This window comes from Pseudoalteromonas sp. MMG010 (assembly GCF_018100905.1).
In the GTDB taxonomy this organism is placed as follows: Bacteria; Pseudomonadota; Gammaproteobacteria; order Enterobacterales; family Alteromonadaceae; genus Pseudoalteromonas.
In genome coordinates this window covers 13,870-32,662 of sequence record NZ_JAGJEG010000020.1, presented here as the reverse complement: position 1 = coordinate 32,662, position 18,793 = coordinate 13,870, and the positions used below count along the sequence as shown (strand labels likewise).

16 protein-coding genes, 1 tRNA gene and 1 riboswitch are annotated in these 18,793 nt (G+C 40.2%); of the genes, 11 read left to right on the top strand and 6 right to left on the bottom strand.

What is annotated here, in order from left to right; all coding sequences use genetic code 11:
- Positions 1–198: riboswitch (Lysine riboswitch) on the bottom strand.
- 177 nt (positions 199–375) lie between these two features.
- From J8L70_RS15445 to J8L70_RS15420, 6 genes are all read left to right on the top strand, one after another.
- Positions 376–1,074 (top strand): DNA-3-methyladenine glycosylase I, encoded by a 699-nt coding sequence (locus J8L70_RS15445; protein ID WP_211056473.1) that lies wholly within the window; start codon positions 376–378, stop codon positions 1,072–1,074.
- Between the two features lie 11 nt (positions 1,075–1,085).
- Positions 1,086–2,495, top strand: coding sequence for a protein adenylyltransferase SelO family protein (locus J8L70_RS15440; protein ID WP_211056472.1), 1,410 nt, complete (start codon positions 1,086–1,088; stop codon positions 2,493–2,495).
- A gap of 322 nt (positions 2,496–2,817) precedes the next feature.
- Entirely contained in the window at positions 2,818–3,867 is a 1,050-nt protein-coding gene (locus J8L70_RS15435; protein ID WP_211056471.1) for an OmpA family protein, read from the top strand.
- A 285-nt stretch (positions 3,868–4,152) separates the two neighbouring features.
- Positions 4,153–6,750 (top strand): bifunctional aconitate hydratase 2/2-methylisocitrate dehydratase, encoded by a 2,598-nt coding sequence (acnB, locus tag J8L70_RS15430; protein ID WP_211056470.1) that lies wholly within the window; start codon positions 4,153–4,155, stop codon positions 6,748–6,750.
- A gap of 188 nt (positions 6,751–6,938) precedes the next feature.
- Positions 6,939–7,571 carry a 2OG-Fe dioxygenase family protein gene (locus J8L70_RS15425; RefSeq protein WP_211056469.1) on the top strand — a complete coding sequence of 211 codons (633 nt, stop codon included), beginning with the start codon at positions 6,939–6,941 and terminating at the stop codon, positions 7,569–7,571.
- A gap of 9 nt (positions 7,572–7,580) precedes the next feature.
- Positions 7,581–8,822, top strand: a complete 1,242-nt coding sequence (locus J8L70_RS15420; RefSeq protein ID WP_211056468.1) for a cysteine desulfurase-like protein — start codon at positions 7,581–7,583, stop codon at positions 8,820–8,822.
- Between the two features lie 58 nt (positions 8,823–8,880).
- On the opposite strand, the gene cysQ is transcribed toward J8L70_RS15420, so the two are convergent.
- Genes cysQ through cysG form a run of 6 tightly spaced genes read right to left on the bottom strand, consistent with a single transcriptional unit; the run spans position 8,881 to position 15,827 of the window.
- On the bottom strand, positions 8,881–9,651 hold the full coding sequence (gene cysQ / locus J8L70_RS15415; RefSeq protein ID WP_211056467.1) for a 3'(2'),5'-bisphosphate nucleotidase CysQ: 771 nt from the start codon (positions 9,649–9,651) through the stop codon (positions 8,881–8,883).
- Positions 9,652–9,656: 5 nt separating this feature from the next.
- Entirely contained in the window at positions 9,657–10,253 is a 597-nt protein-coding gene (gene cysC / locus J8L70_RS15410) for an adenylyl-sulfate kinase (protein ID WP_211056466.1), read from the bottom strand.
- 26 nt (positions 10,254–10,279) lie between these two features.
- Positions 10,280–12,007: an SLC13 family permease gene (locus J8L70_RS15405; RefSeq protein ID WP_211056465.1), complete on the bottom strand. Its 1,728-nt coding sequence runs from the start codon at positions 12,005–12,007 to the stop codon at positions 10,280–10,282.
- 31 nt (positions 12,008–12,038) lie between these two features.
- Positions 12,039–13,463, bottom strand: coding sequence for a sulfate adenylyltransferase subunit CysN (gene cysN, locus J8L70_RS15400; protein ID WP_211056464.1), 1,425 nt, complete (start codon positions 13,461–13,463; stop codon positions 12,039–12,041).
- A complete protein-coding gene (gene cysD / locus J8L70_RS15395; RefSeq protein ID WP_211056463.1) occupies positions 13,463–14,362 on the bottom strand; it encodes a sulfate adenylyltransferase subunit CysD in 900 nt (299 codons plus the stop codon). The genes cysN and cysD overlap by 1 nt, the downstream gene beginning before the upstream one ends.
- Before the next feature lie 46 nt (positions 14,363–14,408).
- Entirely contained in the window at positions 14,409–15,827 is a 1,419-nt protein-coding gene (cysG, locus tag J8L70_RS15390; protein WP_211056462.1) for a siroheme synthase CysG, read from the bottom strand.
- Between the two features lie 287 nt (positions 15,828–16,114).
- On the opposite strand from cysG, the gene deoC reads away from it, so the two are divergent.
- The 5 genes from deoC (at position 16,115) to rplK (ending at position 18,791) form a co-directional block, all read left to right on the top strand.
- On the top strand, positions 16,115–16,849 hold the full coding sequence (gene deoC, locus J8L70_RS15385; RefSeq protein WP_211056461.1) for a deoxyribose-phosphate aldolase: 735 nt from the start codon (positions 16,115–16,117) through the stop codon (positions 16,847–16,849).
- A gap of 156 nt (positions 16,850–17,005) precedes the next feature.
- Positions 17,006–17,082: transfer RNA gene (locus J8L70_RS15380), tRNA-Trp, on the top strand.
- Positions 17,083–17,214: 132 nt separating this feature from the next.
- The gene (gene secE / locus J8L70_RS15375; RefSeq protein ID WP_211056460.1) at positions 17,215–17,592 is read left to right on the top strand and encodes a preprotein translocase subunit SecE; all 378 of its coding nucleotides are present in this window, start codon (positions 17,215–17,217) and stop codon (positions 17,590–17,592) included.
- 4 nt (positions 17,593–17,596) lie between these two features.
- Positions 17,597–18,154, top strand: coding sequence for a transcription termination/antitermination protein NusG (gene nusG / locus J8L70_RS15370; protein ID WP_211056459.1), 558 nt, complete (start codon positions 17,597–17,599; stop codon positions 18,152–18,154).
- A 208-nt stretch (positions 18,155–18,362) separates the two neighbouring features.
- Positions 18,363–18,791 (top strand): 50S ribosomal protein L11, encoded by a 429-nt coding sequence (rplK, locus tag J8L70_RS15365; RefSeq protein WP_211056458.1) that lies wholly within the window; start codon positions 18,363–18,365, stop codon positions 18,789–18,791.
- The last annotated feature ends 2 nt before the right edge of the window (positions 18,792–18,793 follow it).

Genomic DNA, 18,793 nt, shown 5'->3' with positions numbered 1-18,793 from the left:
AAGACCAGAAGCTCTCCACCAAACTAAGCAGTTAATTAAAATTAACTGTTGGTGACAGTCGCTAGGATTCAACCTAGTCGCCCGAAATAAAGAACTCGCAAAAGTCGTTATTTCTCGGCGTTAATTCCCCTCGCGTATGTTTATGGGAGTTTGCGCTCCAAACATACGTTACCTGAATAACGCACCTCTTCTAGCCCTGTGTATTAGCGATAATGCTCGATAATACAAAATAGGGTAATTACAGAGATTAAACCATTTTAGCCATCTAGGTGTCAAGCAGCTAAAACTTTAACAACTCATCGATAATGGCAACTATTACGTATTACAGTGTTTTCTCGTACACTAAGCAAATAATCATTAAGGTAGTTGATAAAAATGGAAAATTTCCAAGATATTTATTTACGCGCAATAGAACGAAAGGGTTCTGAGGCTATGTTAAAGCAGTTATTAGTAAAACCTGCTACAAATAAACAATTAAAAGCACTCACTGATGATGATTGGTTAGAGGAATTTACTCGCAAAGTATTTCAAAGTGGTTTTTACTGGTCTGTCATAAATAATAAATGGCCAGGTTTTAGAGAGGTGTTTTGGCAGTTTAACATAGAGAAACTACTGATGATGCCACCGGAGATGTTAGAACAAAAGGCAACCGATGAGCGCATTATCCGAAATTTTAAAAAAGTACAAACAATCCCCGAAAACACCATGATGATTCATGACGTTGCCCAGCAGCATGGTAGCTTTAGCAAATTTATTTCTGAGTGGCCTAGCGATAATATTATTGGCTTATGGGCATATTTAAAAAAACATGGCGCACGCTTAGGAGGCAATACTGGCGCGTATGCATTACGTGCTTTAGGAAAAGATACCTTTTTGCTTTCGCGCGATGTAGAAAATTACTTAAGGGCGCATAAAATTATTGAGGGTGGTTTACAAACTAAAAAGTCACTGACTGCAGCACAGGCATTTTTTAACTCATTACAGCAGCAAAGTGGTTTGAGTATGCAAGAGCTTAGTTTAATCGTCGCTTATAGTGTCGGCGATAACCGGGTTGGCATTAGTCAGTCATTATAATAGGAATACATATGAAATTACTGCCAAGGTACACAGACATCGCAGATGATTTTGCTATTGAAAATACGCCTTCGTCGGTGAGTAATCCACAATTATTGTTATGGAATGAACCATTAGCACAGCAGTTTGATATAAACATGGCTGAAAATGACAAAGTGCAAATATTTAGTGGTAATCAAGCATTAGCAACGCCAGCGGTCGCGTTAGGGTATTCAGGGCATCAATTTGGTCACTTTTCACCACGTTTAGGTGATGGGCGTGCTCATTTATTAGGTGCGTTAAGCGATGATGATAATCAATTATGGGATATTCAATTAAAAGGTTCAGGCATTACCCATTTTAGCCGGGGAGGTGATGGGCGATGTGCAATGGGGCCTGCTGTGCGCGAATATATTATGAGCGAAGCTATGCACGCTTTAGGTATTAAAACCACACGTTGTTTGGCCGTTGTTAGCAGTGGTGAGCAAGTATATCGACAGTCACCACAACCAGGTGCCATTGTAACACGCTTCGCAAGTAGTCATATCCGAGTTGGCTCATTTCAATATTTGGCAGCACAAGGTGATTTAAAAGGCCTTAAAAACCTCGCTGATTTAGCAATAGAACGTCACTATAGTGAGATTACAGAAACGGGTGCGCAGCGCTATTTGATGTTTTTACAAAAGGTAATTAATAGCCAGATAGAGCTAGTGGTTAGTTGGATGCGAGTTGGTTTTATTCACGGTGTAATGAATACCGACAATACGTTAATTAGCGGCGAAACAATTGATTATGGTCCGTGTGCCATGATGAATCAATTTGATTTTGACACCTGTTATAGCGCGATAGATAAACAAGGGCGATATGCTTTTGGGAATCAACCTAATATAGCTAGCTGGAATTGCACCCGCCTAGCAGAGAGCCTAATGGGGTTAATCGATGAAGATGATGAGCGAGCAATAGAGCTGTTAAGCCCAATTATTAATAACTTTTCAACGCAATTTAATAAAGCATTTACGTCAATGTGGGAGAAAAAGCTGGGGCTGGTGGGGCAACATGAAGGTGATCATGAGTTAATTAGTGAACTGCTCAAGTTATTAAACGAACACAAACTTGACTACACCAATACATTTAACTCACTAACCGAGTCGCTATTAGCAAACGCAAAGGTACCGAAAGTATTACATGCTTGGATGTTGCAATGGCAGGCTCGCACTAATAATGATAGTTACACTATTATGCGTGCCGCTAATCCGTGTGTGATCCCACGAAATAACCTCATTGAAGATATTTTGTTAGAGTTTACTCAAGCTGGTTGTAGTGAAATTTATAAAAAATTTAAATTAGTAATGGATAAGCCTTATCTTTTTAATGAAAATAGTGCAGAATTTAATCATAAAATAAACGATGCTCTAAATTACAATACATTTTGTGGTACTTAAGTATTTATTTTATGTAAACTTTTTCAATAGATATGCTGGTTTTTACTTTTTCATTACTCATTGATTGAGCATAAGTTGAACCGATGATACTATCGCGCCCTTATTCTAAGGTATTGATTTTATCTGCATTCGATAGCTCGCTTATTGATTTACCTATAACGGGTAACTATAAGTAGTAATAGGTTGGTACCGTGTATTGATTTAAAAATTAAAATTTAAATCTGTTAAGTATTGATTAACACAAGCTTAGGTATTGTGTAAAAAACTGGTTCAGCATGAGCCTTACTTATAAATTTATTAATTGTTAAAACGGGAAGAAACAATGAAATTAAAATTAATTACACTTGCAATTGCATTTGCAGCAACAAGTACTTCTACAATGGCTGCAGAAAAAGAAGGTTTTTACATTGGTGCGTTTGGTGATTACTACGACGCGTCATGGAAGAACATGAGCGCTCAAGCAGATCAAGATGTAAATGAATCTGTAAGTTTAGGTGCCGAAGCTGGTTATCGTTTCAACGACTATTGGACTGCTCGTTTAGAGTATGCTGATATGGATTTCAATGCTTTTAATTCAAACACTGGTAGCCGTCAGGGTATCGATGGTAAGCGCTACGGTATTGATGGTTTATACCACTTCGATGGTGGCCCTTTCTACGGTTTATTTGGTTTAAAAGAAATGGATGTTGTAGAAAACAACACCTTTGCTAATTTAGGTGCTGGTTACCAACATTATTTCGATGATAACTTATTTGTTAGCGCAGAAGCTGCGGTATATCAAGGTCTTGATAAAGGCTATACCGATGTAGGTGCTAAATTAGGTATTAACTACTTCTTTGGTGAAACAACTACAGAAGAAAAAGTAATGCCAGCGCCAACGGTTGTTGAAGTACCTGTTGCTCCAGCAGATAGCGATAACGATAACATTCCAGATGCAGATGATAAGTGTCCAAACACTCCAATGACTGATGCTGTAGATGGTAGCGGTTGTACATTATACCAAGATCAAGAAGTAACAGTTAGCTTGTTAGTTCAGTTCCCAAATAACGATTCATCTGTATCAACTCAGTACTTTGATGATATTGAAAAAGTAAGTGAGTTCTTAAGCAAATTCCCTGAAGCAAGTGTATTACTTGAAGGTCACACTTCAGCTGTAGGTAAAGCATCTTACAACAAATGGTTATCTAAAAAGCGTGCTGACGCAGTTGCTAAACAGCTTGTTAAAGATGGTATTGCAGAAGATCGCATTACAACAGTAGGTTTAGGCGAAGAACGTCTTAAAAACCCAGCAAATACAGCGGCAGCAAATAAAGAAAACCGTCGTGTAGAAGCGCATGTAACATCAATCAAAAAAGTTAAAGTACAACGTTAATTTTAACTTTTTATTAAAAAGCCTAGCTTATTGCTAGGCTTTTTTGTGTCTGCAATAAAGTTAACAGTAATGATTATCAATTAACAAATATTCATGAGAATAAATTTTATTGAAACTACTATTCATGTAAATTATAGTCGATATAATTAATGACTTTACTGGATGGATTTTCATCTATCTATAAAAGCTTTATAATCTTGACTAGAATACTATAAGTATTGGGTAATTAACTTATGCGCAATGATGCGCTACCGAGTACTTTCACGTCACCAAGAGGGCAATATTGTGCTACAAGAATATCGTAAACACGTAGAAGAACGTGCCGCGTTAGGTATCGTACCCGCGCCATTAGATGCTCAGCAAACGGCTGATCTTATTGAACTAATTAAAACTCCACCAGAAGGTGAAGAAGAGTTCATCCTTGACTTACTAATCAATCGTGTACCACCAGGTGTTGATGATGCTGCTTATATTAAAGCAGGCTTTTTAGCTGCAGTCGCTAAAGGTGAAGCAACATCACCTCTTATCTCAACTGCAAAAGCAGCTGAATTACTAGGTACAATGTTGGGCGGTTATAATATCGCACCAATGATTGATCTTCTTGATAGCGATGAGTTAGCCCCTATCGTAGTTAAAGGGTTATCAAACACATTATTAATGTTTGATGCTTTCTACGATGTAGAAGAGAAAGCGAAAGCGGGTAACGCATTTGCTAAGCAAATCATTGAATCGTGGGCAGCCGCTGAGTGGTTTACAAATAAGCCAGCAGTAGCAGAAAAAATCTCAGTAACGGTATTTAAAGTAACTGGCGAAACGAATACTGATGACTTATCACCTGCACCAGATGCATGGTCTCGTCCAGATATTCCACTTCACGCTTTAGCAATGCTAAAAAATGCACGTGACGGAATTACTCCTGAAAAAGACGGTGAAGTAGGCCCAATTACTCAGCTTGAAGAATTAAAAACTAAAGGCTTACCGCTTGCTTATGTGGGTGATGTTGTTGGTACCGGCTCTTCACGTAAATCTGCAACTAACTCTGTGCTTTGGTTCATGGGTGATGATATCCCATTTGTACCAAACAAGCGCGTTGGTGGTGTATGTTTAGGTAACAAAATTGCACCTATCTTCTTCAACACAATGGAAGATTCTGGCGCATTACCGATTGAGCTAAATGTTGATGAATTTAACATGGGCGACCAAATCGACATCTACCCATACGAAGGCGTTGTTAAGCGCCATGGTACAGACGAAGTGATTTCTACCTTTGAGCTTAAATCAGACGTAATTTTAGATGAAGTACGCGCTGGTGGCCGTATTCCTCTAATCATTGGTCGTGGTTTAACAGACAAAGCACGCACCTCTTTAAATTTAGGTGCAACCGACGTATTTAAAGTACCTGCGGTAACAGAAGTTTCAGATAAAGGCTTTACCCTAGCGCAAAAAATGGTTGGTAAAGCATGTAATGTTGAAGGTATTCGTCCAGGCCAATACTGTGAACCTAAAATGACAACTGTTGGTTCGCAAGATACGACAGGCCCTATGACTCGTGATGAGCTTAAAGACTTAGCATGTTTAGGTTTCTCTGCAGATTTAACAATGCAGTCATTCTGTCATACATCAGCTTACCCTAAACCAATTGATGTAAACACTCACCATACGCTTCCTGATTTCATCATGAACCGTGGCGGTGTATCACTTCGTCCAGGTGATGGTGTAATTCACTCGTGGCTAAACCGTATGTTATTACCAGATACCGTAGGTACTGGTGGTGATTCACATACTCGTTTCCCATTAGGTATTTCATTCCCTGCAGGTTCGGGTGCAGTTGCATTCGCAGCAGCAACGGGTGTAATGCCGCTTGATATGCCAGAGTCTATTTTGGTTCGTTTTAAAGGTGAAATGCAGCCAGGTATCACATTACGTGATTTAGTACACTCAATCCCTTACTACGGTATTAAGCAAGGCTTATTAACGGTAGAGAAAAAAGGTAAAATCAACGAATTCTCTGGTCGTGTACTAGAAATTGAAGGTGTTGAGCATTTAACTGTTGAGCAAGCGTTTGAATTATCAGATGCATCAGCAGAGCGTTCAGCTGCAGGTTGTACTGTTAAGCTTTCTAAAGAGTCTATCAGCGAATACCTTGAGTCTAACATTGTTATGCTTAAGTGGATGATCTCTGAAGGTTACGGCGATGTACGTACAATCGAGCGTCGTATTACTGCAATGCAAGAATGGCTAGCTAATCCTGAACTTATGGAAGCTGACGCAGATGCAGAATATAAGCACGTTGTAGAAATCGATCTAGCAGAGATTAAAGAGCCAATCCTTTGTGCTCCAAATGACCCAGATGACGCGCGCTTATTATCAGATGTGACTGGCGAGAAAATCGATGAAGTATTTATCGGTTCTTGTATGACTAATATTGGTCACTTCCGTGCAGCGGGTAAACTACTAGACGGTTATACTGGCCGTATTCCTACACAGCTTTGGGTTGCTCCACCAACTAAGATGGATAAAGACCAACTGACTGATGAAGGTTACTACGGTATCTTTGGTCGTATTGGTGCACGTATTGAAACCCCAGGGTGTTCATTATGTATGGGTAACCAAGCACGTGTTGCAGATAAAGCGACCGTTGTGTCTACTTCAACTCGTAACTTCCCTAACCGTTTAGGTAATGGTGCGAACGTATTCTTAGCTTCGGCAGAGCTTGCAGCAATTGCGGCTATTTTAGGTAAATTACCTACGCCAGCTGAGTACCAAGAATATGCTGCGAAAATCAATGCAACGGCTGCAGATACATACCGTTACTTGAACTTCCACCGTATGCCTCAGTACACTAAAAAAGCAGACAACGTAATTATTCAGCAAACTGTATAATTTTAGTACTGTTTTTAAAAAACCCGCTTCGGCGGGTTTTTTTATAATTGAATAAAAAATCTATAAATATAGATGAAACAAATAAAATTATAAAATTACTGTTACTAAAGCCATTTTTTAAGGCAATAATTCCTAACAAAATGCATTAAAATTCTACTTAATCGTTTTATTAATATAAGCAGAGTTTTATGACAGCATTAAATAACCAAAACCTATTACAACTTCGCTTTGTAAACCAGGCTCATATTGACGAAGTAAAACCATCATTTTCTAATTTACCGGCAAATCCATATGCCGATGGTGCGTTTCGCAAACGCCGTTATTCAGTGATTAAAATGAAAAGTGGCGAGCTGGTATTGCAAGCGACTAAAGCATTTGTGCAAGACGACTCAATTAATACCTTTCAAGGAAATGTAGAGCGTACGTACGAAAACCTTGAAAATAGCTTACTTCAAAGCGAAGGAATGAAGAGTATTGTGAATGAGTTTCGCACCATAACCGGTATTAGTGAAGAGCGTGATATTGAAATTCATCAATTCAGAATGCTAGCAATTGATAGTGATACACCGCCAGCCCCAGAAGGTATTCATCAAGATGGTTTTGACCATGTGTGTATTTGTGGCGTTTCTCACGAAAACTTGGAAGGTGGCGAGTTGCTGGTGTATGAAAACAAGCAAGCAGAACCGTGTTTTAAAATGGAAATTAAAGACGGCATGTTTGCCCTAATCAACGATCGCCAAGTGTGGCATAACGCCACACCAATGAATAAAATTAATGAAAACCAGCCAGGTTATCTCGACTGTTTTGTATTAACTGCTTAAGGAATAGCCATGAATATAAATTCACTACGTGAGCAATTTCCAGCATTAATGCAGCACATTGATGGGCAGTCACCTATTTTTTTAGATGGGCCGGGCGGTTCACAAGTACCGCAATCAGTGCTTAATGCAATGACAGCTTATTTAGGTCATTACAATTCAAATTTAGGTGGTGCATTTTTCTCAAGCGATAAAACCGTAGAGTTAATGGCGAGTGCCCGTCAAGCGGCAGCCGATTTACTTAATGCACCAAGCGCACAAAATATTGTATTTGGTCCAAACATGACCACCTTAACCTTTAGCTTCAGCCGCGCTATTTCACGCCAGTGGCAAGCTGGAGATGAAATTATCGTTACCAATGCAGATCACTTTTCAAACGTATCATCGTGGCAACAAGCGGCAGAAGATAAAGGGGTTAAAGTGAATACCGCTTTAATCAACGAAGCTGATTGCAGTTTAGATATGGCGCAGTTTGAAAGTTTATTAAATGAAAACACTAAGCTCGTTGCCGTTACGTATGCATCAAATACCACAGGTTCGATTAATGACATTAAGCGTATTATAAAGCTGGCACATAATGTTGGGGCTCTCGTGTATGTAGACGCTGTGCATTATGCACCGCATGAGCTAATAGATGTACAAGCACTTAATTGCGACTTTTTAGCGTGTTCAGCGTATAAATTTTTCGGACCTCACCTAGGGATTGTTTATGCTAAACAAGCGCACTTAGAAGGGTTTACACCTTATAAGGTTGAGCCGGCTAAAGATGTTGCACCAGGTCGTTGGGAAACCGGTACTCAAAGCTTTGAAGCCCTCGCTGGTTTTATTAGCGCGGTTGATTACATTGCAGCCATCAGCGAGCTTGATAGCAGTCATACTCGCCGCGAACAATTAACGGTTGCATTTGCTAAAACTAAAAAGCACGAAATGGCACTTAGTGAGCATTTTTTAACACGGTTAGCCGCATACCCAAAAATTAAATTGTTGGGTATTGATGATGTCACTCGCTTAGCACAGCGTACGCCTACGTTTGCGCTTACATTTGACGGTATCGCACCGCGTAAAGTATCTGAGTTTTTAGGTCAACAGCATGTGTGTGTTTGGGATGGTAACTTTTATGCACAAGGCTTATGTGAACAGTTAGGTGTACTTGATAAAGGCGGGGTGGTGCGTATCGGTTGTATGCATTACAACACGATTGATGAATTAGACAAATTGTTCGATTTATTCGACGCATTACTTAATACAAAGTAAATTAACGTCGTTGCTTAAATGATGAGATACCCCTCATCATTTAAGCATCTTGTTTTATTTACTCTTCTATTGCACTGACTAGAAAATATGGATTTAAGTATTCATCTTTCGTGTTATAAATCAGCGGGCTACCATCGAGCTTTGTCACTTTAGCACCAGCTATTTCGGCAATAGCATGGCCAGCCCCAGTATCCCACTCGCACGTTGGTCCTAAGCGTGGGTAAATATCGGCGCTGCCTTCGGCCACTAAGCATAGTTTAAGCGAGCTGCCCTTTGAGACCATTTCAACATCATCAAAACGTTTCACAAATTCAGCTAAATCAGGCGATGGGTGTGAGCGACTTCCTACAACACGAATAAGCCCTTTATTTGGCTTCGTTGTCACTTTCAGCTCAATACGTTCATCGCCGGTATCTTTAAATGCACCAATGGCATCACTTGCTAAATACGATACGCCAAGGGCGGGAGCATCGACTACCGCTAACACGGGCTTCCCATTTTCGATTAAGGCAATATTAACGGTAAACTCGCCGTTCTTTTTAATAAACTCTTTGGTGCCATCGATAGGATCAACTAACCAGTAGCTTTTCCATGTTTGGCGAATATCCCAGCTAATATCGGCACTTTCTTCGCTGAGGATGGGGGTATTGGGAGTAAGGTGCTTTAATCCGGCAACAATGACTTTATGAGCGGCTAAATCGGCGTCGGTGACAGGGCTTTCATCAGCTTTGTACTCAACCTTAAAATCCTTTTGGTAAATTCCCATAATGGCATGACCGGCTTTGCGAGCAAGGATGAGAGTTTCTTCTAGTAGCTCAGTTTGGTTCATGGTGTTTAACCTATAATTTGCTTTTGTTTTAGATACGTTAGCAGTTGAGCAACCGATTGGTCTAGGGTGTTTTTACTGGTATCTAATATTATTTCGGGGTTGTTGGGTACTTCGTAATTTGAATCAATCCCGGTAAAGTGTTTAATTTCTCCTGCTCGTGCTTTTTTATACAGCCCTTTTGGATCACGACTTTCGCAAACATCGAGTGGGGTATCAATAAATACTTCTATAAACTCACCTTCACCAACAAGGCTTCTTACCATGTCTCGCTCTGCTCTGAATGGTGATATAAAAGCAGTAAGCACTAACAAACCAGCATCAACCATTAATTTGGCTGTTTCACCTACGCGACGTATATTTTCAATTCGGTCTTCGTCGCTAAAGCCTAGGTCTTTACATAACCCATGACGGACGTTATCGCCATCGAGTAAATAAGTATGTGTCGCTTGCTCAGTTAAAGCCGCTTCGAGTGCATTTGCAACGGTGCTTTTTCCTGAGCCAGAAAAACCGGTAAACCATAAAATAGCCGGTTTATGTTTTTTTTGTTCGCTACGCTGTGCCTTTGTGGTTGCGTAGTTATGCCAAACTATATTTTCGTCCATTGTTTAATCTCTTCTCTATTTCGCTGTCATTTAAAGGGAAATACCAGTGGGATCAAGGTTAATACCGTGATTGAATAAATAATAGAAAGGGGCAAGCCCATCACTATGTAATCTTTTAAACGATAATTACCAGCGCTATATACCATTAAATTAGTTTGATAACCAAAAGGTGATATAAAGCTGGCTGATGCTCCAAAAGCAACCGCCATAATAAATGGCAGAGGGTCTACGTTAAAACCAATAGCAAGCGCATAAGCAACCGGGAACGACAATGCCGCGGCGGCGTTATTCGTAATCAGTTCAGTAAATGCCACGGTTAATAAAAATATCGCAATAAAAGCACCATAAGGACCAAAGTCACCGAGCACAACAAATAAAGCGTCAGATATTTGTCCAGCTAAACCGGTGCCAATCATCAGTTTCGCTAAGCCAATAGCACTGCCTACAACAGCAAGTAACTCTATTGGAAAGCGACGTTTAACTTCGGTTAGCTTGATTGTACCGCTAAATAGTAAGCCAATTAATAACACTAACAGCCCTTTTACTAAAGGGACTATGCCTGCAATGCTTAAACCAAGTACAGCAGCAAAGCTAAGTAATACGATATTTGATTGTTTTGGCGCAAGGTGAGTTTGTAAATCTAACCCCGAAATATATACAAATTCACGCTTTAAATTCGGTAGATTATAAAAACGCTTACCTGGGGCGAGTATAAGGGAATCGCCAGCTTGGAGCTTAACTTGTCCAAGTCCCCCTTGTAAGCGATCGTGTCCGCGACGAATGGCAATAACGGCGGCATGAAATTGCTCTCTAAAGCGTATCTCTTTAACTGTTTTTCCAATGTATTTAGATGATTGGCTCATTACCACTTCAACTAAATGCTCAATGTCTTTTTGGTGTTTGTCGTGAACAACTTTTAAACCATCAAAGCGAGCGAGTAATGGAACCGATTTTATATCACCTACAAACAGTAATACGTCGTCTTGCTGAATGACGGTTTGTGGTGTTACTGCTGAAATACGCTCTGTACCACGGATAATTTCAGCTAAAAATAAATCTTTAAGTTCACGTAGTGCATTTTCTTCAACGGTACGCCCTATCAGCTTTGACTGTGCTTGTACTTTTCCTTCAAGATAAAAAGGCACGACTTCTTGGCTGCTTTTTCCGTTATCAGGTAAATATTTTAACATGACTAAAATAGTAATAAGGCCCACACTAAGCGCCCCTAACCCCACTAAAGTAAAGTCAAAAAAGCCCAGAGGGGCCATGCCAGCATCAACCGCAAAGCCATTAACAATTAAGTTAGTCGATGTGCCAATTAAGGTAATGGTACCACCTAAAATAGCGCTGTACGATAAAGGCAATAATAACTTTGAAGGTGAGTGATTGGGGTTTTCTTTAATGGCACTGATCAGAGATGCTACAACGGCTGTATTATTAGTAAACGAAGATAAAAAAGCTGTGGAAAGGCCAAGCTTAGTCACTGATTTTACTAAGCTACCCTTTGCTAACGACTGTGATAACGTTTGAATTAAAGTGGTTTTTTCTATTGCGATCGACACTAAAATCAAAAGCACTAAGGTAATGAGTGATGGGTTAGTATAGTTAACTAACATGTTTTCTAAATCAATCAGCCCGGCTAAATAGCTAGTACCAATGGCACTGACAAATAACCAAGCCGGGTTGATACGGGTACCAAAAAGGCACCCGACAAGAGTAAGCATAATGCCTGTTAAAATCAGCTGTTCGATCATGCTTGCAAACCCTTAACAGACATTGTCACTATTATAGCTTTGAAATATCAAGCGCTTGCCAATGTGGAAAGTGCTTACGAACAAGGCTATTAAACTCAACTTCAAACTCACTAAAGTTGCTTTGTTGTGCTTGAGATTGCAGTACCTGCTCTATCATGCCCGCAGCAACGGTTAAGTTAGATAAACGGTCGATAAGGATAAACGAACCCGTTTCGTGATTATTGTGGTACTCATCGGCTAAAATCGTTTCGGTTAACTCAAGCGTTACAATCGCTATTTCGTTAAGCTCAAGTGCATCGGCGCTGCCATGCTCAAGGGTATTAACATCAATAGTGTGATTGATATTTTTAACGATAGCAGAAGTGTTTTTGCTGCCTAGCTTAATGTTATAGCTTTTGCCTAACACTAATGGTGCCTCGTGCATCCATACAATTTTTGCTTGTATTTGATTAGTAACCAATGCCGTTGAACTTGCAGGCACAATAACATCACCACGACTAATATCTATTTCACTATCAAGGGTAACCGTAATTGCTTGGCCGGCTTCAGCACTTTGTAAATTGCCATCAAAGGTCACAATTTCTTTGATATGAGAGGCTTTACCCGAGGGCAGTACTTTTATGGCATCACCCACTTGCAGTGTGCCAGAAGTTAGTGTGCCTTGAAAACCACGAAAGTTTAAGTTAGGACGAACCACATATTGCACAGGTAATCGCGCTTCAAAACCGGTATCAGTTTGTGCAGCAGGCGAATCTTCTAATAACTCAAGTAGCGGTTTATCAGTGTAATAAGGCGTATGTGCAGAGCGTGTTACCACGTTATCACCCTTAAGTGCCGACATCGGTACAAATTTAATATTTGATACGTTTAATTGTTCAGCAAATTTAAGGTAATCGGCTTTAATTTTTTCGTAAACGGTTTCATCAAAATCGACGATATCCATTTTATTAATGGCAACAACAAACTGTGTAATACCTAGCGAGTCACAAATAAAGCTATGACGTTTAGTTTGGACTTGTACACCATAGCGCGCATCTACCAAAATAATAGCGACATCACTGGTTGACGCACCGGTCACCATGTTACGGGTATACTGCTCATGCCCTGGTGTGTCAGCAATAATAAACTTACGCTTTGCTGTTGAAAAATAACGGTAAGCTACATCAATGGTGATCCCTTGCTCGCGCTCTGCTTGTAAACCATCTACAAGTAATGCTAAATCGAGCTCTTCGCCTGCGTTACCCACTTTTTCGTTGTCTTTGTGTAACGCAGCAAGTTGATCTTCATATATTTGGTGACTGTCATGCAGTAAACGCCCAATCAGTGTTGATTTACCATCATCTACACTGCCACAAGTTAACATGCGTAATAAGCTTTTATCTTGCTGACGTGCTAGGTATGCATCTATCCCAATTTCTTTTACTTCGTTAATTGTATCGTTATTTTGGTTAGACATTAGAAGTACCCCTCACGTTTTTTCTTCTCCATTGAGCCTGCTGAATCGTGGTCAATAACTCGACCTTCACGCTCAGATGAGGTGGATAGCAGCATTTCTTCGATAATTTCGGTTAAGGTACCTGCATTTGATTCAACTGCACCCGTTAGTGGGTAACAACCTAAGGTACGAAAACGTACAGATTTCATTTGTGGTACTTCGCCTTCATTAAGTGGCATACGTTCATCGTCTACCATAATTAAAGTACCATCACGCTCAACAACAGGGCGCTCTTTAGCAAAGTAAAGCGGTACCATCGCGATGTTTTCTTGGTAAATGTATTGCCATATATCAAGTTCAGTCCAGTTTGATAATGGGAATACACGAATACTCTCGCCAGGGTTTACTTGGCTGTTATAAGTATTCCACAGCTCTGGGCGTTGGTTTTTAGGATCCCATCTGTGATGTTTATCTCGAAATGAATAAACACGCTCTTTGGCACGTGATTTTTCTTCGTCACGACGTGCACCACCAAAGGCAGCATCAAAACCATATTTATCTAAAGCTTGCTTTAGACCTTGTGTTTTCATAATGTCGGTATGTTTACCTGAACCATGAGTGAAAGGGCCTACACCCATTTCTATGCCTTCAGGGTTTTTGTGTACCAGTAAATCAAAGCCATATTCTTTGGCGATGTTGTCACGAAATTCAATCATTTCACGAAATTTCCAGTCGGTATCAACATGCAATAACGGAAATGGAATTTTGCCTGGGTAAAACGCTTTACGCGCTAAGTGCAAAAGTACCGATGAATCTTTACCAATTGAGTAAAGCATGACCGGATTTTCAAACTCAGCGGCGACTTCGCGCATGATTTTGATACTCTCAGCTTCAAGTTGCTGAAGGTGGGTTAAAGCCATTGTTAATCGTCCTACTAAAATGATTAAAAGTTAAAATATATTTGTGTTACACATCGGTTAGTGGTTGAGCAAAGCTGCTTGTTTGTGCTGTTTGCCCAAACCAGGCTAATTGCGAGTGCAGGGCGGCGACTTCTCCGATAATAAGTAATGCGGGTGATACCACATTATTACGCTCTATTAGTTCGGCAAGTTCGCCAAGGTGACCGGTGATCACTCGTTGGTTTTTACGAGTACCATTTTCAATAATGGCAACCGGTGTATTCGTTTCTCGGCCATGTTTTAAAAGCTCGGCTTGTATCTGTGGCGACTTAATCACCCCCATATAAATAGCAAGGGTTTGATTAGGTTTAGCAAGCGATTGCCAATCAAGCTCATTGCCATCTTTTTTACAATGCCCTGTTACAAACTGTATGGCTTGTGCGTGATCTCGATGTGTCAGCGGAATCCCAGCATAAGCACTACATCCAGCAGCGGCAGTTATCCCGGGTACAATTTGGTAATTGATATTATTTGCTGCAAGCACTTGTACTTCTTCGCCACCACGACCATAAATAAAGGGATCTCCGCCTTTAATACGACATACCTTTTTGCCTTGCTTGGCAAAATCAACAAGCATTTGGTTTGTGTCTTGTTGGGCGACACTATGATTACCCAAACGTTTACCAACACAGACTAAATCGGCATCACGGCGAACTAAATCCATAATTTCATCAGATACTAAGTAGTCATACACAACCACATCGGCTTGCTGCATTAATTGTAATGCTTTTAAAGTCAGCAACTCCGGATCACCCGGACCTGCACCGACAACATACACTTCGCCTTCAGGTTCGGCTTTGGCATCAAGCATTTTTTCTAATTGTTCTTGTGCTGCTTGGGTGTTGCCAGTTTGTACTTTGCTGACAACCGATGAGTCGAATACGCCTTCCCAAAACTGACGGCGATCGGCAAAGTGCTTAAAGCGTTGTTTTACTTTGTGGCGAAAGTCACCAACCAGGGTTGCTAAAGGACCAATATGTTGGGGTATTAGGGTTTCAAGTTTTTCGCGTAACCGCCTTGCAAGTACTGGAGCTGTGCCGGCGCTAGAAATAGCGATAGTAATAGGATCGCGATCAACAATTGAGGGAAATATAAAAGTACATTTAGGTTGGTCATCAACCACATTCACAAATATATTACGTGCGTTGGCAAGTTCAAATACCGTGTTATTTACTTCATCTAAATCTGTTGCGGCAATTACGAGCATCATGGTATTTAAATGTTGCTCGTTAAAATAATCGTGGATGAGGGTCACCTCACCTTCTTTAGCAAGGGTTAATAATTCATCACAAAACTCAGGCGCAACTAAAGTGACATTAGCACGCGCCTTTAAAAATGCTCGGCATTTTCTTAAAGCAACATCTCCACCGCCAACAACCAATACAGGCTTATTGTCGAGTTTGGTAAATATTGGTAAATATTGCACGTTGTTAATACCCCTAAACAGATTCTGTAAGTAAGAAAACATTTTACTAGACAGGCAGAGTATAGTGACTGCCGATAAGTAAAAAATAATTAAAACCAAGTTTATATAACCAAACGTTATATATGGTGGTGTATTTTGTCCTAAGCCTTGGTTTAGTTGACCTAGATACAAACTTTAAAGCAATACATCGCTTATAGTGTTTGGTTATGAGCTATAGCGAGATAGCGTAAATTTGTTACTATATCTGATATAGAGAGAATTCAAATAGGCAATTTCAAGGACCTTATATGTCAAATTTTGCACAATTAGCAGTCGCGTTAATGGATTTAACTAGCTTAAATAACGATGATACAAGTCATTCAATTGAATCTTTAGTTGCGAGTATTGAGCCGCAATTAGGGACTCCAGCGGCAATCTGTGTGTTTAGCCAATTTGTAGCCCATGCGAAAATTGCATTAGCAGCGAGAGGTTTGAGCCAAGTTAATGTTGCTACGGTTACAAACTTTCCCACAGGGGATGATTCGTTAAGTCACGTTATTAACGAAACACTGATTGCGATCGAAAGAGGGGCTGATGAAATAGATTTAGTCATTCCTTATAAGGCACTTTTAAATGGCGATGAACAAAGCGTTTTAGAGTACGTACGTGAAAGTAAAAAGGTATGTGCAGAGAAAGCTACATTAAAGGTCATTATTGAAAGCGGCATATTACAAACCGAAGCCTTGATTACTCGAGCAACTGAGCTTGCTATTGAAGGTGGGGCAGACTTTGTAAAAACAAGTACCGGTAAAGTGGCCATTAACGCGACACTTCAAAGCGCGAGTTATATCTTAAAAACAATTAATAAAACTAATAAAAGTGTCGGATTTAAAGCTGCTGGCGGCGTTAAAACAGTCGCTGATGCGAGTGAATACTTAGCTTTAGGCAATAAAATTATGGGTGAAGACTATTTACAGGCAGAGACATTTCGATTTGGTGCGTCGAGTTTACTTGATGATGTGTACAAGCAGTTGTGCGTTTAAATAATGTACAGGTATAACCTGCAAATAATAAAAAATCATTGCGTTGTGCTTAATTGATAAACTGAATTAGCATAATACAGGTTAACAATTTTCAATGTGGGTATCTTTTACACTTGTGTTAATGATTTGCGTAAGTATAATAGGCATCCACTTTGCAGGGGCGTAGTTCCAATTGGTAGAACAGCGGTCTCCAAAACCGACGGTTGGGAGTTCGAATCTCTCCGCCCCTGCCATTTTATTCACAAGTTGAATAAAGTCTGGGATTAAAAATCGGTTTAAATAAGTCTGTTTTTAAGTTTAGATTTTAATGGATTAACCCTGTTTTATCAGGGTTGTTGTGTCTGTAGTTAAGGTAATAAAATATTATGAGCACGAGTGTAGAAACGCCATCGAGTGCGATGGAATCGGTAAAGTGGTTAGTAGTTGTAGTACTACTTGCAGGCGCAGTTGTTGGTAATCACATGTTTGCAGATCAATCTGTATTACTTCGTGCTATCGGCGTTGTAGTTGCAATTGCCGCAGGTTTAGGTATTGCATCACAAACTGCTAAAGGTCGTGATTTCCTTACTTTTGCAAAAGAAGCCCGTATTGAAGTGCGTAAAGTGATTTGGCCTACGCGTCAAGAAACGACCCACACAACATTAATAGTAATGGTTGCAACAGTGATTATGGCACTTATCCTTTGGGGATTAGATGGCATATTATTCCGCGCTGTAGGCTTTTTAACTGGATTGGAGATCTGATCCCATGTCGGATGAGAACAAAGAAATTAAATTACGTTGGTATGTAGTACAAGCGTTTTCAGGTTACGAAAAACGTGTAGCACAAACGCTTTCAGAGCATATCAAAATTGAAGGACTTGAAGAGTTCTTTGGTGAAGTATTAGTCCCTACTGAAGAAGTTGTTGAGATGCGTGCTGGTCAAAAGCGTAAATCTGAGCGTAAATTCTTCCCAGGTTATGTGCTAGTACAAATGGATATGAATGATGCAAGCTGGCATTTAGTAAATAGCACTGAACGTGTTATGGGCTTTATCGGTGGTACATCAGATCGTCCTGCTCCAATCAGCACAAAAGAAGCAGACCGTATTCTTAATCGTTTACAAGAAAACGCTGAAGCACCTAAGCCGGCAACATTATTTGAGCCAGGTGAAGTTGTGCGTGTTATTGATGGTCCATTTGCTGACTTTAGTGGTGTGGTTGAAGAAGTTGACTATGAAAAGAGCCGCGTAAAAGTATCGGTACTTATTTTTGGTCGCTCTACACCAGTTGAACTTGAATTTGGTCAAGTTGAACAAGATAAGTAATTGAAAAAATAAGTTTTGCTAAAATTTTTTAAAGTTTTGGCATGAAGCTTGAAAAAGGCCGCTGATTAACTTATAATCAGCGGCCTTTTTATGTTTAAGGATATTCTTTAAATATAAAAAGTACGAAACCAATTTTTAAACTGGGAAGCCGTTAGAGTACGCGTCCTCGCGCGCACAAGGCTAAGACCCACCAAATGAGGTATTTATAATGGCTAAAAAAGTTGAAGCTGTAATCAAGCTACAAGTTGCCGCTGGTATGGCTAATCCTAGTCCTCCAGTAGGTCCTGCACTAGGTCAACACGGTGTAAACATCATGGAATTCTGTAAAGCGTTTAACGCACGTACAGAGTCTATCGAAAAAGGCGCTCCAGTTCCTGTAGTGATCTCTGTTTACGGTGACCGTTCATTTACGTTCGATATGAAAACGCCACCTGCTGCTTACTTACTTAAGAAAGCTGCTGGTATCAAGTCAGGCTCAGGCCGTCCTAACACTGAAAAAGTAGGCACAGTAACTCGTGCTCAACTTGAAGAGATTGTTGAGACAAAACGAACTGACCTTACAGCTGCCGATATGGACGCAGCGGTTCGCACTATCGCAGGTTCTGCGCGTGCGATGGGCTTGAACGTAGAGGACTAAGA

Excerpts from the sequence above, each read along its gene's own strand:
- cysD (WP_211056463.1), bottom strand. The coding sequence starts at position 14,362 with ATGGCTTTAACCCACCTTCAGCAACTTGAAGCTGAGAGTATCAAAATC.
- deoC (WP_211056461.1), top strand. The coding sequence starts at position 16,115 with ATGTCAAATTTTGCACAATTAGCAGTCGCGTTAATGGATTTAACTAGC.
- nusG (WP_211056459.1), top strand. The coding sequence starts at position 17,597 with ATGTCGGATGAGAACAAAGAAATTAAATTACGTTGGTATGTAGTACAA.
- J8L70_RS15440 (WP_211056472.1), top strand. The coding sequence starts at position 1,086 with ATGAAATTACTGCCAAGGTACACAGACATCGCAGATGATTTTGCTATT.
- J8L70_RS15435 (WP_211056471.1), top strand. The coding sequence starts at position 2,818 with ATGAAATTAAAATTAATTACACTTGCAATTGCATTTGCAGCAACAAGT.
- cysC (WP_211056466.1), bottom strand. The coding sequence starts at position 10,253 with ATGGACGAAAATATAGTTTGGCATAACTACGCAACCACAAAGGCACAG.
- rplK (WP_211056458.1), top strand. The coding sequence starts at position 18,363 with ATGGCTAAAAAAGTTGAAGCTGTAATCAAGCTACAAGTTGCCGCTGGT.
- J8L70_RS15425 (WP_211056469.1), top strand. The coding sequence starts at position 6,939 with ATGACAGCATTAAATAACCAAAACCTATTACAACTTCGCTTTGTAAAC.
- secE (WP_211056460.1), top strand. The coding sequence starts at position 17,215 with ATGAGCACGAGTGTAGAAACGCCATCGAGTGCGATGGAATCGGTAAAG.
- J8L70_RS15420 (WP_211056468.1), top strand. The coding sequence starts at position 7,581 with ATGAATATAAATTCACTACGTGAGCAATTTCCAGCATTAATGCAGCAC.
- cysN (WP_211056464.1), bottom strand. The coding sequence starts at position 13,463 with ATGTCTAACCAAAATAACGATACAATTAACGAAGTAAAAGAAATTGGG.
- J8L70_RS15445 (WP_211056473.1), top strand. The coding sequence starts at position 376 with ATGGAAAATTTCCAAGATATTTATTTACGCGCAATAGAACGAAAGGGT.
- cysQ (WP_211056467.1), bottom strand. The coding sequence starts at position 9,651 with ATGAACCAAACTGAGCTACTAGAAGAAACTCTCATCCTTGCTCGCAAA.
- J8L70_RS15405 (WP_211056465.1), bottom strand. The coding sequence starts at position 12,007 with ATGATCGAACAGCTGATTTTAACAGGCATTATGCTTACTCTTGTCGGG.